Source organism: Stenotrophomonas sp. Bg11-02, assembly GCF_002836635.1.
GTDB lineage: Bacteria > Pseudomonadota > Gammaproteobacteria > Xanthomonadales > Xanthomonadaceae > Stenotrophomonas > Stenotrophomonas lacuserhaii.
The window spans coordinates 87,156-102,280 of the sequence record NZ_PJAY01000049.1; the positions used below are offsets into that span (position 1 = coordinate 87,156).

General features: G+C 67.0%; 16 protein-coding genes. 14 read left to right on the plus strand and 2 right to left on the minus strand.

Annotated features, from left to right (window positions below):
- Positions 1–26 precede the first annotated feature (26 nt).
- Positions 27–980, minus strand: coding sequence for a MoxR family ATPase (locus CXG43_RS03905; RefSeq protein ID WP_101098756.1), 954 nt, complete (start codon positions 978–980; stop codon positions 27–29).
- Positions 981–1,020: 40 nt separating this feature from the next.
- Here CXG43_RS03905 and CXG43_RS03910 point away from each other — a divergent pair, with 40 nt between their 5' ends.
- The gene (locus tag CXG43_RS03910) at positions 1,021–2,862 is read left to right on the plus strand and encodes a glycosyltransferase family 39 protein (protein WP_101098757.1); all 1,842 of its coding nucleotides are present in this window, start codon (positions 1,021–1,023) and stop codon (positions 2,860–2,862) included.
- A gap of 189 nt (positions 2,863–3,051) precedes the next feature.
- Here CXG43_RS03910 and CXG43_RS03915 read toward each other — a convergent pair whose 3' ends face one another.
- Entirely contained in the window at positions 3,052–3,624 is a 573-nt protein-coding gene (locus CXG43_RS03915) for a Maf family nucleotide pyrophosphatase (protein WP_101098758.1), read from the minus strand.
- 114 nt (positions 3,625–3,738) lie between these two features.
- Here CXG43_RS03915 and CXG43_RS03920 point away from each other — a divergent pair, with 114 nt between their 5' ends.
- From CXG43_RS03920 to CXG43_RS03980, 13 genes are all read left to right on the plus strand, one after another.
- Positions 3,739–4,248 (plus strand): YceD family protein, encoded by a 510-nt coding sequence (locus CXG43_RS03920; protein WP_042613379.1) that lies wholly within the window; start codon positions 3,739–3,741, stop codon positions 4,246–4,248.
- A 136-nt stretch (positions 4,249–4,384) separates the two neighbouring features.
- Positions 4,385–4,579, plus strand: a complete 195-nt coding sequence (rpmF, locus tag CXG43_RS03925; RefSeq protein ID WP_042613380.1) for a 50S ribosomal protein L32 — start codon at positions 4,385–4,387, stop codon at positions 4,577–4,579.
- Positions 4,580–4,668: 89 nt separating this feature from the next.
- Positions 4,669–5,646 (plus strand): beta-ketoacyl-ACP synthase III, encoded by a 978-nt coding sequence (locus CXG43_RS03930; protein WP_101098861.1) that lies wholly within the window; start codon positions 4,669–4,671, stop codon positions 5,644–5,646.
- Positions 5,647–5,718: 72 nt separating this feature from the next.
- Complete coding sequence (locus CXG43_RS03935) at positions 5,719–6,501, plus strand: serine/threonine protein phosphatase (RefSeq protein ID WP_101098759.1); 783 nt, start codon at positions 5,719–5,721, stop codon at positions 6,499–6,501.
- A 181-nt stretch (positions 6,502–6,682) separates the two neighbouring features.
- Complete coding sequence (fabD, locus tag CXG43_RS03940) at positions 6,683–7,627, plus strand: ACP S-malonyltransferase (protein ID WP_042613470.1); 945 nt, start codon at positions 6,683–6,685, stop codon at positions 7,625–7,627.
- A gap of 81 nt (positions 7,628–7,708) precedes the next feature.
- Positions 7,709–8,452, plus strand: coding sequence for a 3-oxoacyl-ACP reductase FabG (gene fabG, locus CXG43_RS03945; protein WP_101098760.1), 744 nt, complete (start codon positions 7,709–7,711; stop codon positions 8,450–8,452).
- A 150-nt stretch (positions 8,453–8,602) separates the two neighbouring features.
- Positions 8,603–8,842 carry an acyl carrier protein gene (gene acpP, locus CXG43_RS03950; RefSeq protein ID WP_057506950.1) on the plus strand — a complete coding sequence of 80 codons (240 nt, stop codon included), beginning with the start codon at positions 8,603–8,605 and terminating at the stop codon, positions 8,840–8,842.
- A 164-nt stretch (positions 8,843–9,006) separates the two neighbouring features.
- A complete protein-coding gene (fabF, locus tag CXG43_RS03955) occupies positions 9,007–10,269 on the plus strand; it encodes a beta-ketoacyl-ACP synthase II (RefSeq protein ID WP_042613385.1) in 1,263 nt (420 codons plus the stop codon).
- A gap of 206 nt (positions 10,270–10,475) precedes the next feature.
- Entirely contained in the window at positions 10,476–11,840 is a 1,365-nt protein-coding gene (locus CXG43_RS03960; protein ID WP_101098761.1) for an aminodeoxychorismate synthase component I, read from the plus strand.
- 216 nt (positions 11,841–12,056) lie between these two features.
- Positions 12,057–13,118, plus strand: a complete 1,062-nt coding sequence (gene mltG, locus CXG43_RS03965; protein WP_101098762.1) for an endolytic transglycosylase MltG — start codon at positions 12,057–12,059, stop codon at positions 13,116–13,118.
- Complete coding sequence (tmk, locus tag CXG43_RS03970) at positions 13,115–13,780, plus strand: dTMP kinase (RefSeq protein WP_101098763.1); 666 nt, start codon at positions 13,115–13,117, stop codon at positions 13,778–13,780. The genes mltG and tmk overlap by 4 nt, the downstream gene beginning before the upstream one ends.
- The gene (locus CXG43_RS03975) at positions 13,777–14,748 is read left to right on the plus strand and encodes a DNA polymerase III subunit delta' (protein WP_101098764.1); all 972 of its coding nucleotides are present in this window, start codon (positions 13,777–13,779) and stop codon (positions 14,746–14,748) included. The genes tmk and CXG43_RS03975 overlap by 4 nt, the downstream gene beginning before the upstream one ends.
- Positions 14,745–15,098: a PilZ domain-containing protein gene (locus CXG43_RS03980; RefSeq protein ID WP_042613390.1), complete on the plus strand. Its 354-nt coding sequence runs from the start codon at positions 14,745–14,747 to the stop codon at positions 15,096–15,098. Before CXG43_RS03975 ends, CXG43_RS03980 begins: the two co-directional genes overlap by 4 nt.
- The last annotated feature ends 27 nt before the right edge of the window (positions 15,099–15,125 follow it).

Consider the following 15,125-nt stretch of genomic DNA (forward strand, 5'->3'; position numbering starts at 1 on the left):
CTGCCGGCGCGTAGGCACGGGCGCGTTCAATCCACCGGCACCGTCTGCAGGATCGCCTTTGCCAGCGCCGTGCCGGCCGACGACTCGGCTTCGCCGACCAGGCGGTGGCCGGCCACGCCGATGAACAAGGTCTGCACGTCTTCGGGAATGACATGCGCGCGGCCCAGCAGCAGCGCGTGCGCCTTCGCTGCACGCAGCAGCGCCAGCCCGGCACGCGGTGACAGTCCAACGCGCACGCCGGCGTGCTGCCGGCTGCGGGTCAGCAGTGCCTGCACGTAATCGATCAGCGCATCGCTGGCATGCACCTGCAGCACGGCCTCGCGCAGTGCGCGCACCTGCTGGTCGTCCAGCTTCGGGGTGGCGCGCGCGATCAGGTCGCGACGGTCCACGCCACGCAGCAGCTCGCGTTCGGCCTCCACGTTGGGATAGCCCATCGCCAGCCGCAGCAGGAACCGGTCCAGCTGCGAATCCGGCAGCGGGAAGGTGCCCGACAGGTCCACCGGGTTCTGCGTGGCGATCACGAAGAACGGATCCGGCAAGGCGTGGGTCTGGCCATCCAGGGTGACCTGCTGTTCGGCCATCGCTTCCAGCAGCGCGCTCTGCGTGCGGGGCGGCGCGCGGTTGATCTCATCGGCCAGCAGCACGTGGGTGAACACCGGGCCAGGATGGAAGGCGAACTCGCGACTGCCCGGATCCAGGATCGACACACCGAGCACGTCGGCCGGCAGCAGGTCGGACGTGAACTGCACGCGTTGGAAGCCCAGTCCCAGGCTGGAGGCGAGTGCGTGGGCGAGGGTGGTCTTGCCCAGGCCGGGCAGATCTTCGATCAGCAGATGCCCGCCGGACAGCAGGGCGACGAAGGCCAGTCGTACCTCGTGGGCCTTGCCCAGCACCAGGGCGTTGACCTGTTGTTGCGCATCAAGCAGAGCCTGACGCAGTTCATCGGTTAGCATGCGGGGCACGGGGGGCGAAGAATCCATCGTCGTCTCTGGCTCGGTCTTCCTTCGATTCTATAGAGCAATGCAGGGCGAACAACGCGCACGCACGATATTTCTGTGGCTATGGACACTGATCACGGCAGTGAAGCTGGTCGTGGCCGCACGCCTGCCGTTGTTCGTCGACGAGGCCTTCTATTGGCAGGAAGGCCAGCACCTGGCCGCCGCCTACTCCGACCTGCCGGGACTCACCGCCTGGCTGGCCCGGCTGGGCGTGGAGATCGGCGGGCACCATGTCCTGGCGTTGCGCCTGCCCTTCCTGGCCATCGGGGCCTGGTTGCCTTGGGCGGTATCGCGCATCGCCACGCGCTGGTTCGGCAACGTGGCCGGCTGGCAGGCCGGCAGCCTGACCCTGCTGATGCCGCTGTCGGCCACGCTGGGCATGTTGGCCGTGCCGGACGTACCGATGGCGATGGCTGCGGTGCTATGCCTGGGGGCCGGCGCGCGCTTGCTGCACACGGTGGATGCCGCAGCTGCGATGCGGTTGGCGCTGGGCCTGCTGATCGGTGCGCTCAGCCATTACCGCTTCATCGGCGTGATCGCCGTCGGTTTCATCGCCCTGCTGATGTTGCCGCAAGGCCGCCGGATGCTGCGCGATCCGCGCATCTGGGTGGCGCTGGCCGTTGGCGTGCTGGCATGGCTGCCGTTGCTGGCATGGAATGCGGACAACCATGAGGCAGGGCTGAAGTTCCAGATGGTCGATCGCCATCCCTGGGATTTCCAGTGGACCGGGCTGTGGTTCCTGGTGATCCAGCCGATGCTGGTGACCCCGCTGCTGTGCGTGGCGATGTGGAAAGTGGCCGTGGCCGGCACGCGTGCCGGGGGCGGTGCGCGCGCGCAATGGCGTTACTTCGGGCTGGTTGGTGGCGTGTCCACGCTGGCGATATTCGTGCTCGGCTTCTTCACCGACGTGGAACGCATCAGTTTCCATTGGCCGCTGCCGGGCTACCTGGCGCTGCTGGTTGCCGTGCCGGTGGTGCTCAATGGCTGGCCGCGCTGGCTGCGCCGCACGGCATGGTGGACCGCCGGGGTGGGCTTGGCGTTGGCTTTCAGCTACTACCTGATGGCGTCTTCGCCGCAGCTGCGCGAGCAGTTGGCCGGTTACAAATATTACCCGCGCAATTTCGCCGGCTGGCAGCCGCTGGCCGATGCCGTGCGCGAGGAATTGCAGCAGATGCCGCCCGGCACCAAGGTGCTGGCCGGCAACTTCAAGGTCGGTGCGGAGCTGGGCTTCCAGCTGGGCGATGCCGATATCGCGGTGCTGCCGCATCCGCTCAACGACAAGCATGGGCGCAGCGTGCAGCTGGGCTTGTGGGGCCAGCTGCACGATGGCAAGCGCGATGGCCCCCTGCTGCTTGTGCTTTCGCCCAGCGACCAGCGTTACCGTGAACTGCTGGACCGCTATCACGCAATCTGCGGCCAGGTCGGTCCGCTGCCGCCGCCGCGCGTGGTCAGCAGCGACCATGGCTTCCAGCGTTTCCTGTTGATCCGCCTGCCGGCCCAGCGCGAGGAGGGGCCGTGCATTACGCCGGCGATGGCCTGGTTCGATGCGCCGTCCTCCGGTGATGTCGTGGCGGCGGACCTGCACGTGCGCGGCTGGGCGTTCAAGGACGGCGTCGGGCTGTCACGCGTGGAAGTGCTGCTGGACGGGCGCGCGGTGGCCGATGCGGTGTACGGGCGGGCCTTCGACATCCGTCCGGCGTGGCCGCAGTCCAATGATCCGCAGCATCCCAACGTGGGCTTCGATGCTCACCTGGACACCCGCAAACTGGCACCGGGACGGCACTGGCTGGGCCTGCGCCTGCATGGCCACGATGGCAGCGTGGAGCTGTGGCAGGAACAGCCGTTCGTGGTGCCCGCGCGCTGACGACCTGATGGGTGACGACCTTTGGTGTCGTGGGTGACGACCGTTGGTGTGGTGGGTGACGACCGTTGGTCGTCGCGCTCTTCGCCGGGGTCGGGAAAGGCCCGGTGACGACCAACGGTCGTCACCCACGGCAGCAGACCTCACACCGCCGCGAACCATCGGCTTCGTAGGTGACGAACTCGGTCGCCACTACGGGATCGGGATTCCCGCTTGGCGCAGCAGTGCGCACAGCGCGATCAGCGGCAGGCCCACCAGCGCGGTCGGGTCGCGGTTGTCGATGGCCTCGAACAGGGCGATGCCCAAACCCTCGCACTTGAAGCTGCCGGCGCAGTCCAGCGGCTGTTCGGCATCCACGTAGCGTGCAATCTCAGCCTCGGTCAACACGCGAAAGCGCACCGTGGTGGTATCCAGCGCCTCCCTGCGTTCTCCGTCGCGCATGAGACAGATCGCCGTATGGAACTGCACCGCGGCCCCGGACATCCCGGCCAGCTGCGTCCGGGCGGCTTCCACCGTGCCCGGTTTGCCCAACGGCTGGCCCGCCAGATCGGCCACCTGGTCCGACCCGATCACCCATGTGCCCGCGTGCCGCCGGGAGACCTCGGCCGCCTTGGCTGCCGCCAGGCGTACTGCCAGCGCGGCCGGGGCCTCGCCGGGTAGGGGGCTTTCATCTACCTGCGGGCGTGCGCAGTCGAAGGGCAGGCGCAGCCGTTGCAGCAGCTCGCGGCGGTAAGGCGATGTAGAGGCCAGCAACAGGGTATTCATGCGTGGAATCAGGGCTCTGGGCCACCCAGTCTGGCGCCTGGCTGACGCCCGCCACAAGCCTGAAGCTGCAGGTAATTGACAGCGGCCGCGACGGTCCTTAACATTCAGCGGCTTATGTCCGCGAACGTGCCCGAAACGCTGGATGCTTGGCGGATGGTCGCAGCGCGAAGGCGCTTCGACGGCCAGGTCGATCTGGCTCAATTCACCCGCCTGCAAGGGCTTGTTGCCGATGCTGAAGGTCAGTGCACGTATGCACTGGAATTCTCGCACGACGACATCCTGCGGGTATCCTATGTGGAATTGACCATCGATACCGAGCTGCCGCTGATCTGTCAGCGCAGCCTGCAGCGTTTCCTGCTGCCGGTGAAGCTGGTGCAGAAGATCGGCCTGATCCGCGAGGAAGACGAGGAATCGTCCCTTCCGGAGGACTTCGAGGCCCTGCTGGTGCCTGAAGATGGCCAGCTTGTGCCGCTGGAGCTGGTCGAAGACGAACTTGTGTTGGCGGTCCCGGTGGTACCCCTCTCGCCCGATGGCGAGGCGGTGGACCAGGAATGGGCCCCGACGAAGGAAGAAACCGACAAGGTCAACCCGTTCGCGGCGTTGGCAGCGTTGAAGAAAAAGTAAGGTCGGGCTGGCCTGACCGAGCGAATATGCAGCCGGGTATCGTCGGCGGCTGCGGCGAAAGCGAAAAGTGTGCTGGGCGCTGGCGTCCTGTGCGACGAAACGACGAAGAACATCGAACCGAGTTTGGAGCAATCCCATGGCTGTGCAGAAATCCCGTGTCACCCCGTCCCGCCGCGGTATGCGCCGTGCGCATGACGCCCTGAGCGCAAAGCAGCTGTCGACCGACCCGACCACGGGCGAAGTGCATCTGCGTCACCACATCACTGCCGATGGTTTCTACCGCGGCAAGAAGGTCATCCAGACCAAGACTTCTTCCGTCGAAGAAGATTGATGTGAGTGAAGGCCGCTGCCGTGCCGGCAGCGGCCTTTGCCGTATCCCTCCGGGCACCGGCAACGGCCGCCCGCGCAACAGGAATGTCGATGAGCAAGCGGATCTACTCGAGGATCGCGGGCACCGGTAGCTATTTGCCGGAGAAAGTGCTGACCAACGCCGACCTGGAAAAAATGGTCGAGACGTCGGACGAGTGGATTGTTTCGCGCACCGGCATCAAAGAGCGGCACATCGCCGCCGCAGAAGAAACCACCAGCGACCTCGGCTACCACGCTGCGGTGAAGGCGCTGGAAGCGGCCGGCATCGATGCCAGCCAGCTGGACATGATCGTGGTCGGTACCACCACACCCGATCTGATTTTCCCGTCCACCGCGTGCCTGATCCAGGCCAAGCTCGGTGCGACCGGTTGCCCTGCCTTCGACGTCAACGCGGCCTGTTCCGGCTTCGTGTTCGCGCTGGGCGTGGCCGATAAATTCATTCGTTCCGGTGATGCACGCCATGTGCTGGTCATCGGGGCGGAAACCCTCACCCGCATCGTCGACTGGAATGACCGCACTACCTGCGTGCTGTTCGGCGACGGTGCCGGTGCGGTGGTGCTGAAGGCCGACGAAGAGACCGGCATCCTCAGCACCCACCTGCATTCGGACGGCAGCAAGAAGGAACTGCTGTGGAATCCGGTCGGCGTCTCGGCCGGTTTCGGCGAAGGCGAGCAGGCACGTGGCGCGATCCTGATGAAGGGCAACGACGTCTTCAAGTACGCGGTGAAGGCGCTGGATTCGGTGGTCGACGAGACCCTGGAAGCCAACGCGCTGAGCAAGGCCGACCTGGACTGGTTGATCCCGCACCAGGCCAACCTGCGCATCATCGAAGCCACCGCCAAGCGTCTGGAGATGTCGATGGACCAGGTAGTGGTGACGGTGGACAAGCACGGCAATACGTCGTCGGCATCGGTCCCGCTGGCGCTGGACCACGCGGTGCGTTCGGGCCGGGTAGAGCGCGGCCAGCTGTTGTTGCTGGAAGCGTTCGGTGGTGGCTTCACATGGGGTTCGGCATTGCTGCGTTACTGATAACGCGAGTGTCCATTTCGTTAGAACGTCGTTACGGCCCCTTGGGGCCGTACTGCGTTATGGAGAATGCCCATGGTTGATCCGATTACCCTTGAGGGGCAGCGGGCGTGGTTGAAGCAGTACGGTGAGGGGAGTCGCGCCGTTGCGCTGGGCCTGCTCAATTTCGTCGCCCGCCGTTTCCACTTGGATGCACTGCGCCCGCCGCCGCACCGCGGCGGGGATGCCGCCCGCCAGACCGAGGCACGTCGGCTGGGCGAACTGCAGGCGCAGGGCGTCAACGTGCCTTCGGTGCTGGGCAGTGGCCATGCCGCACTGGTACTGGGCGACAACGGCAGTTCCTTCAATACCTGCCTGCGCGAGGCCGACGATGCCGGCCGCGATGCGCTGGTGGTCGCCGCCATGCAGGCGATGGCGGCAGCGCATGCGCGCGGCGCGTATTTCGGCCAGCCGCTGCCGCGTAACCTGACCTGGGACGGGCAGCGCGTGGGCTTCATTGATTTCGAAGAAGACCCGCTGGAAGTGATGGACCTGGACCAGGCGCAGGCGCGCGACTGGCTGATGTTCGGCTATGGGGTGGCGAAGTACTACGCCGATCGCCCGCAGCAGCTGCAGGCGATGATGGCCGCCGCGATGGACGGTGCGCAGGCGCCGGTGCGCGAGCACGCGCATGCGGTAACCGGGCGGTTGCAGCGCTTGGCCAAGGCCAGCCTGGGCCTGGGCCGTTCGGCGCGCGCGCTGGCCCATGCCATCCTGATCGTGCATGGCGCCACCACGCTGGGCGTGCTGATGGTGCTGGTGGTGTGCGCGGACTGGTTGGCCGATGGTCAGCTGGACCTGCTGGAACTGCTGACCTGACGCAGGGTAGTGACGGCCCCCGCCGAGCATGGCTCGGCGCTACCGAAAGCCCCATGTGCGTGGTGGGTGACGACCGTTGGTCGTCACGCCCCCGCCCGCCCTGCATACGCGCACGTACAGACGGCAGGCGGCAATCGCCTTTATCATGGCCTGCTTCGATTCAAACCAGGCGGATGACCGCGTGACTGATTCCACTCTTGCTTTCGTTTTCCCCGGCCAGGGCTCACAGTCCGTGGGCATGCTGGCCGAGCTGGCCGAGCTGCACCCGCAGGTGCGTGAAGCCTTCACGGAAGCATCCGATGGCGCCGGCGTCGACCTGTGGGCACTGTCCCAGGGCGGCCCGGAGGAAATGCTCAACCGCACCGAATACACCCAGCCGGCCTTGCTGGCTGCCAGCATCGGCGTGTGGCGTACCTGGAAGGCACTGGGCGGCGCGCAGCCGTCGCTGCTGTCCGGCCACAGCCTGGGCGAGTACTCCGCGCTGGTTGCCGCCGGCGCCCTGAGCCTGCACGACGGTGCGCACCTGGTGCGCCTGCGTGGCCAGTTCATGCAGGACGCCGCACCGGCGGGCGTAGGCGCGATGGCCGCCGTGCTCGGCGCTGAAGACGCACTGGTGCTGGACGTGTGCAAGGAAGCGGCCGGCAGCCAGGTATTGGTGCCCGCCAACTACAACTCGCCCGGCCAGATCGTCATCGGTGGCGACGCCGCCGCGGTGGATCGCGCGCTGGCGCTGCTCGCTGAAAAGGGCGTGCGCAAGGCGGTGAAGCTGGCCGTCAGCGTGCCTTCGCACACCCCGTTGATGCGCGAAGCTGCCAACCGCCTGGCCGAGACCATGGCCGGCCTGTCCTGGCAGGCGCCGCAGCTGCCGGTGGTGCAGAACGTCGATGCCACCGTGCACGAAGGCGTGGACGCCATCGCCGCCGCGCTGGTGCAGCAGCTGTACCAGCCGGTGCAGTGGACCGGCTGCGTGCAGGCGCTGGCCGCGCGTGGCATCACCCGTATCGCCGAATGCGGCCCGGGCAAGGTGCTGACCGGCCTGGTCAAGCGCATCGACAAGACCATCGACGGCCGTTCGCTGGCCACCCCGGGCGACGTCGAAGCCGCCCGCGAGGCATGGTCGGCCTGACTCCCTTCCCGTTGCCCGCCTGCGTCGTGCCCCCCGGCATGGCGCCGCGCGCGGGCGACCGCACCATTCGAGGACAGCATCATGAGCAAGCCCCTGCAGGGTGAAATCGCACTGGTCACCGGCGCAAGCCGCGGTATCGGTGCCGCCATCGCCGACCTGCTGGCCGCCCAGGGCGCCACGGTCATCGGCACCGCCACCACCGATTCCGGTGCCGCCGCCATCGGCGAGCGCCTGGCCGCGCAGGGTGGCCACGGCCGCGCGCTGAACGTCACCGACGGTGCCGCGCTGGATACCGTGCTGGCCGACATCGCCAAGGAATTCGGCGCGATCAGCATCCTGGTCAACAACGCCGGCATCACTCGCGACAACCTGCTGATGCGCATGAAGGACGAGGACTGGGCGTCGATCATCGACACCAACCTGACCAGCGTGTTCCGCACCAGCAAGGCGGTCATGCGCGGCATGATGAAGGCGCGCAAGGGTCGCATCATCAACATCGCCTCGGTGGTGGGCGTGACCGGCAACGCCGGCCAGGCCAACTACGCCGCCGCCAAGGCCGGCATCATCGGTTTTTCCAAGTCGCTGGCCAAGGAAATCGGCTCGCGCGGGGTCACCGTGAACGTGGTGGCCCCCGGCTTCATCGACACTGACATGACCAAGGCGTTGCCCGACGAAGCGCGCGCGGCGCTGGTCAACAACATCGCCCTGGAACGCCTGGGTTCGCCGGAGGACATCGCCCATGCGGTGGCCTTCCTGGCCAGCCCGGCAGCCAACTACATCACCGGAGAGACACTCCATGTGAACGGCGGGATGTACATGCCGTAAGCACGGGGCGCACGGAGCGCGCCGCAAGTGGTTGATCTGGATGGCGTTTTACTTGCATGCAAGGCGCCGCCGGTTTCCACTACACTATCCCACGGCCATCGTCTGCGATGGCGTCTTTTTGAACCACTACTCCATCTGGAGCAATACCCCATGAGCACCATCGAAGAACGCGTCAAGAAAATCGTCGTCGAACAGCTTGGCGTCAAGGAAGAAGAAGTCACCACCAGCGCATCGTTCGTCGATGACCTGGGCGCAGACTCGCTGGACACCGTCGAGCTGGTGATGGCGCTGGAAGAAGAGTTCGAGTGCGAAATCCCGGACGAAGAAGCCGAGAAGATCACCACCGTCCAGGCGGCGATCGACTACATCAAGTCGCACACCAAGGCCTGATGCAAGGCGGCTGGTGCGCGGCGGCGGCTCGGCCGTAACCGCGCACGGCATCCCATGGGGCCGCGAATGCGGCCCTGTGTATTTGCGCTGCTGCATACGGGCGCGGATCCAATTACGTTCCACCCCGTGTCATACCCGCACTACTTTCGGGTCAGGAGAAAGCAATGAAGCGTCGCGTCGTCGTTACCGGCATGGGCATGGTTTCGCCTCTGGGCAATGACCTGGCCAGCAGTTGGCAGGGCATCACCGAAGGCCGTTCGGGCATCGGTCCGCTGACCCACGTTGCCGACGCCTACCTGGACCGTTTCACCACCAAGATTGCAGGTGAGGTCAAGGATTTCGACATCACCGCCGACAACGAACAGTTCGGCAAGTACCGCGTGTCCGGCAAGGACGCCAAGAAGATGGACCCCTTCATCCACTACGGCCTGGGCGCGTCCTTCATGGCGCTGGCCGATTCGGGTCTTGAGATCAACGAAGGCAATGCCGAGCGCATTGGCGCCATCGTCGGCGCCGGCATCGGTGGCCTGCTGGGCATCGAAGAACAGACCATCGACTTCCACGAAGGGAAGAAGATTTCGCCGTTCTACGTGCCCAAGACCATCATCAACATGCTGCCGGGCCAGCTGAGCATCATCGCCGGGCTGAAGGGTCCGTCGTTCTCGGCGGTGTCCGCGTGCGCCACGTCGAACCATTCCATCGGTACGGCGATGCGCATGATCCAGTACGGCGATGCCGACGTGATGGTCGCCGGTGGCGCCGAACGCGGCTCCTCGCCGACCGCGCTGGGCGGCTTCTGTGCGATGAAGGCGATGTCCACCCGCAACGATGACCCGACCGCGGCCTCGCGCCCGTGGGACAAGGACCGCGACGGCTTCGTGCTGGGCGACGGTGCCGGCATCCTGATCCTGGAAGAGTACGAGCACGCCAAGGCGCGCGGCGCGAAGATCTACTGCGAGCTGGCCGGCTTCGGCGCCAGTTCCGATGCGTACCACATGACCGCACCGGCAGAGAGCGGCGAAGGTGCTGCGCGCTGCATGGCCGCGGCGATGAAGGACGCCGGTGTCAACCCGGACCAGATCGGCTACCTCAACGCGCATGGCACGTCCACGCCGCTGGGCGACCTGGGCGAGACCATGGCGATGAAGACCGCCTTCGGCGACCACGCCTACAAGATGCTGGTCAGCTCCACCAAGTCGATGACCGGCCACCTGCTGGGTGCGGCCGGTGGCGTGGAAGCGATCTTCTCCGTGCTGGCGCTGCAGGACGGCGTGATTCCGCCGACCATCAACCTGCACCAGCCGGGCGAAGGTTGCGACCTGGACTACGTGCCCAACGAAGCACGCCAGGCCAAGGTGGACGTGGTGATGTCCAACGGCTTCGGCTTCGGCGGCACCAACGGCACGCTCGTGTTCAAGCGCGTCTGAGGCCGTTCCCGGCCGCTACCGCGTAGTGTCGAGCTTGCTCGACACCCTGGGCCGGCCCCCGTCGCATGGTCCTGGTAGCGCTGAAGGCGGCGGCAGGAGCCGCTGCTGTTGCGGTCGCGTTTGCCGCTGCGCTCGCCGAGCAGGGCTCGGCGCTACCGTCCCGGCGCTCGCCGCCCTACATCCCCTCTTCCAGGCGCTGCGCCGACATGCCCGATCCGATCCTGATCCAGCCCCTGGACACCCCGGCCGACCTGCTGGCCCTGCAGCAGGCCGACCCGGCGCGCTTCCCGCTGCTGATGGAATCGACTGCTTCCGGCACCGCACAGGGCCGCTGGGACCTGCTGCTGGTAGCAGGCGAGGCGTTCCTGCGGCTGGATGCCGATGGCATCGTCCGCGACCATACCGGCCAAGCCCACGCAGGCGCCTTCCTGGACCTGCTGGACAGCGCCTGGCAGGCCGAGCGCCTGCCACCCGCGCGCGCGCCCGCACTGCCCTTCCGGGGCGGCTGGGCGCTGCTGCTGGACTACGAAGTCGCCAGCCAGATCGAGACCGTGCTGCCGCCGATGGCGCGCACCGATGGCCAGCCCACCGCGCTGGCGTTGCGCTGCCCCGCCGCCGTGCTGCATGACCACCTGGAGCAGCGCAGCTACCTGGTGGCTGAAGCCGGCCAGCAGGCGCTGCTGAGCACCCTGCAGGCGCAGCTGGCCGCCGGCGTACCGCCTGCAGGGCAAGGATGGCAGCCACCGATCCGCATGGAAGAAGACGCACCCGCACGCTTCACCGACGGCGTGCGGCGGGTGATCGACTACCTGCTGGCCGGCGATGTGTTCCAGGTGAACCTGTCGCGCCGCTGGTGCGCCCACTTTGCCGATGCGGTGAGCCCGCAGGCCCTGTATGCCCAGCTGCGTCGCGCCAACCCGGCACCGTTCGCCGGCCTGTTCACCGGCCACGGCCGCCACGTGGTGAGCTCATCACCGGAACGGCTGGTGTCGGTGCATGGCGGCCACGCGCAGACCCGTCCGATTGCCGGCACCCGGCCGCGCTTCGATGGTGACGACGATGCCGCGCGCATCCAGGAGCTGGTCGGCCACCCGAAGGAACGCGCCGAACACGTGATGCTGATCGACCTGGAGCGCAACGACCTGGGCCGCATCTGCACGCCCGGCAGCGTGGTGGTGGACGAACTGATGACCGTGGAAAGCTATGCCCACGTGCACCACATCGTGAGCAATGTCAGCGGCACCCTGCGCGATGACGTCACCCCGGGGCAGGTGATCGCCGCGACGTTCCCCGGCGGCACCATCACCGGCTGCCCGAAGGTGCGCTGCATGCAGATCATCAGCGAACTGGAACAGGTTCCGCGCGGCGCCTACACCGGCGCCTTCGGCTGGCTGAACCGCGACGGCGACCTGGACCTGAACATCCTGATCCGCACCGCCGAAGTAGCGGGCAACGAAGTCAGTTTCCGCACCGGCGCCGGCATCGTGGTCGATTCGGACCCGGACAAGGAACTGGACGAAACCCGCGCCAAAGCCCGCGGCCTGATGCGCGCCCTCGGCCAGCAAGGCTGACCCCGCGCCACGGTAGTGACGGCCGCTGGCCGTCTGCCTTTGCCCGGTCCTGGTGGGTGACGACCGCTGGCCGTCTGCTCCTGCTGTTGCCCTGGTGGGTGACGACCGTTGGTCGTCACGCTGTCGCCGTCGCCCCACCCCCGCGCCCGCCGAGCACGGCTCGGCGCTACACGTTCGCGGTATCCTGCACACCTGAATAATTCTTCGAGGTAATCCATGGCGGCAGCCAAGCGCGGATGTCTGATGGTGGTGACCATCCTGGTGCTGCTCGGTGCAATCGCCGTAGGCGCCGGCGCATGGTTCTTCTACCAACAGGGCCAGTTCGCTGACCGCCCGCTGAGTCCCGACCAGCAGAGCATCGTCATCGCCAGCGGTGATGGCTTCAACACGGTGCTCGGCAAGCTGCGCGAAGCCGGCGTGGACGAAGGCCAGGACGCGCAATGGCAGCTGCTCGCCCGCCAAATGGATGCCGCCGGCAAGCTGAAAGTCGGCGAGTACGCGCTGGATGCCACGCTGACCCCGCGCGAGCTGCTGACGCGCATGCGCCAGGGCCGCGTGCTGCAGCACCGTGTCACCTTTATCGAAGGCTGGAACATCCGCCAGGTGCGCGCCGCACTCAAGCGGGCCGAGCCGCTGGTACACACCACCGACGAACTGGATGACGCCGCGCTGATGCAGCGCCTCGGCTTCGGCGGCCAGCATCCTGAGGGCCGCTTCCTGCCGGAGACTTACGTCTACCAGCGGGGCGACACCGACGTGGACGTGCTCAAGCGCGCCCATGAGGCGATGGAAAAGGCCCTCGCCGAAGCCTGGGATTCGCGCGCCGACGGCCTGCCGATCAACTCGCCGTACGAGCTGCTGACGCTCGCTTCCATCATTGAAAAAGAGACCGCGCTGGCCAGCGAGCGCCCGCAGATTGCCGGCGTGTTCGTGCGCCGCCTGAAGATGGGCATGCGCCTGCAGACCGATCCGACCGTGATCTATGGCATCGGCCCGGCCTACGACGGCAACATCCGCCGGGTGCACCTGACCACCGATACGCCGTACAACACCTATACCCGCGCCGGGCTCACCCCCACGCCCATTGCCATGCCCAGCCGCGATGCGTTGAACGCCGCCGCGCAGCCCGCACCCGGCGATGCGCTGTACTTCGTCGCCGTCGGCGATGGCAGTGGCGCACACGTTTTTTCGGCCAGCTATGCAGAGCACAACGTCGCCGTGGCGCGTTACCTGCAGCAGCTGCGCCAGAACCGCATCAAGGAGAACCAAGCGCAATGAGTGCCGCGCTGCTACGCCACCCGCGCCTGATCAGCCTGGAAGGCGGCGAAGGCGCGGGCAAGACCACCGCCATCAATGCCATCCATACCTGCCTGCGCGCCCATGGCCACGAGGTCGTGCTGACCCGCGAGCCGGGGGGCACGCCGCTGGCCGAACGCATCCGCGCGCTGGTGCTGAAGCCTGATGAAGCGATCGCCGCCGAACCGCTGAGTGCCGAAGCCGAACTGCTGCTGGTGTTCGCCGCACGCGCCCAACACGTGCGCCAGGTGGTCCAGCCGGCACTGCGCCGTGGCGCCTTCGTGTTGACCGATCGCTTCACCGATTCCAGTTACGCCTACCAGGGCGGTGGGCGCGGGCTGGACGTCGCGTGGATTGCCGACCTGGAACGCCGGGTGGTCGGCCTGCTGCCGGGCCTGACCCTGCTGCTGGACGTGGACGTGGAAACCGGCCGCGCGCGCGCCAACGGCCGCGACCTGTGGCCAGACCGCATCGAGAGCGAACAGGATGATTTTTTCCAGCGCGTGCGCGCAGTATTCCGCGAACGTGCACAGCAGGATCCGCAGCGCTTCGCACTGGTCGATGCCAGCCAGGTGCAACAGCGCGTAGCGGCTGATGTAGTGGCCCGCGTGGAGCAGTTCCTGCAGAACGGGGAGGGCGCATGAGCGCGACCGGAAAGGCGGCATTTTCACCGTGGCAGCAGCGCGCCTATGACCAGATGATTGCCGCGCTGGATGCGGGCCGGCTGGGCCATGGCCTGCTGATCTGCGGACCGGCCGGGCTGGGCCAGCGTGCCGTGGCCGATGCACTGGCCGAACACGTGCTCACCCAGGGCGGTGGCCCGCAGGCCGACCGCGCGCGCCAGCTGATAGCGGCCGGCACGCATCCGGACCTGCAGATCATCAGCTTCATCCCGAACAAGAGCGGCGACAAGCTGCGCACGGAGATCGTCATCGAGCAGGTGCGCGAGATCGGCCAGAAGCTCTCGCTGACTCCGCAGTACGGCATCGCCCAGGTGGTGATCGTGGACCCGGCCGATGCGATCAACCGCGCGGCCTGCAATGCGCTGCTGAAGACGCTGGAAGAACCGCAGCCCGGCCGCTACCTGTGGCTGGTGAGCAGCGACCCGGCGCGCTTGCCGCAGACCGTGCGCAGCCGCTGCCAGCGGCTGGAATTCAGGCTGCCGCCACGCGAAGAAGCACTGGCGTGGCTGCAGCAGCAGGGCCACCGTGAGGACGATGCAATCGAGGCGCTGGACGCCGCGCGCGGCCATCCCGGACTGGCCGATTCCTGGCTGCGCGAAGAAGGCCTGGAGCTGCGCCGCGAGGTCACCAAGGACCTGGAATCGCTGGCTGCCGGACGCACTGGCGCCGTGGCGCTGGCACAGAAATGGACCGGCGACGAAGACGCCGCGCTGCGGCTGCGCTTTGCCGCCGACCTGGCGCTGGCGATGGCCAGCAGCGATGGCTTGACCGCGCCGGAACGTTTGAACAAGCTGGCAGCCTGGTTCGACGCTGCCAACCGGACCCGCGACCTGCTGCGCACCACCGTGCGCGCGGACCTGGCCGTGGTAGAACTGTTGCTGGCCTGGAACAAGGTCAACGAACGGCAGCACCCAAGGGGTAATCGATGAGCGCCACCAACGCCCGACAGGGCATCCTGTCCCTTGCCGTAAAGGACAAGGCCGCGCTTTACGGCGCCTACATGCCGTTCGTGAAGAATGGCGGGGTGTTCGTGCCCACGCCGAAGCGCTATTTCCTCGGCGACGAGGTGTTCCTGCTGCTGACCCTGCCCGATTCCAGCGAACGGCTGCCGGTTGCCGGCAAGGTGATCTGGGTGACCCCGGCCGGCGCGCAGGGCAACCGGCCTTCGGGCATCGGCGTGCAGCTGGCGGATGGGCAGGAAGGCGAGGCGGTTCGGCACAAGATCGAGACGCTGCTGGCCGGCCTGACCACGTCGGAAAAGCCGACCCAGACGATGTGAAGAAGTGATCTGAAAAGTATTGACGCT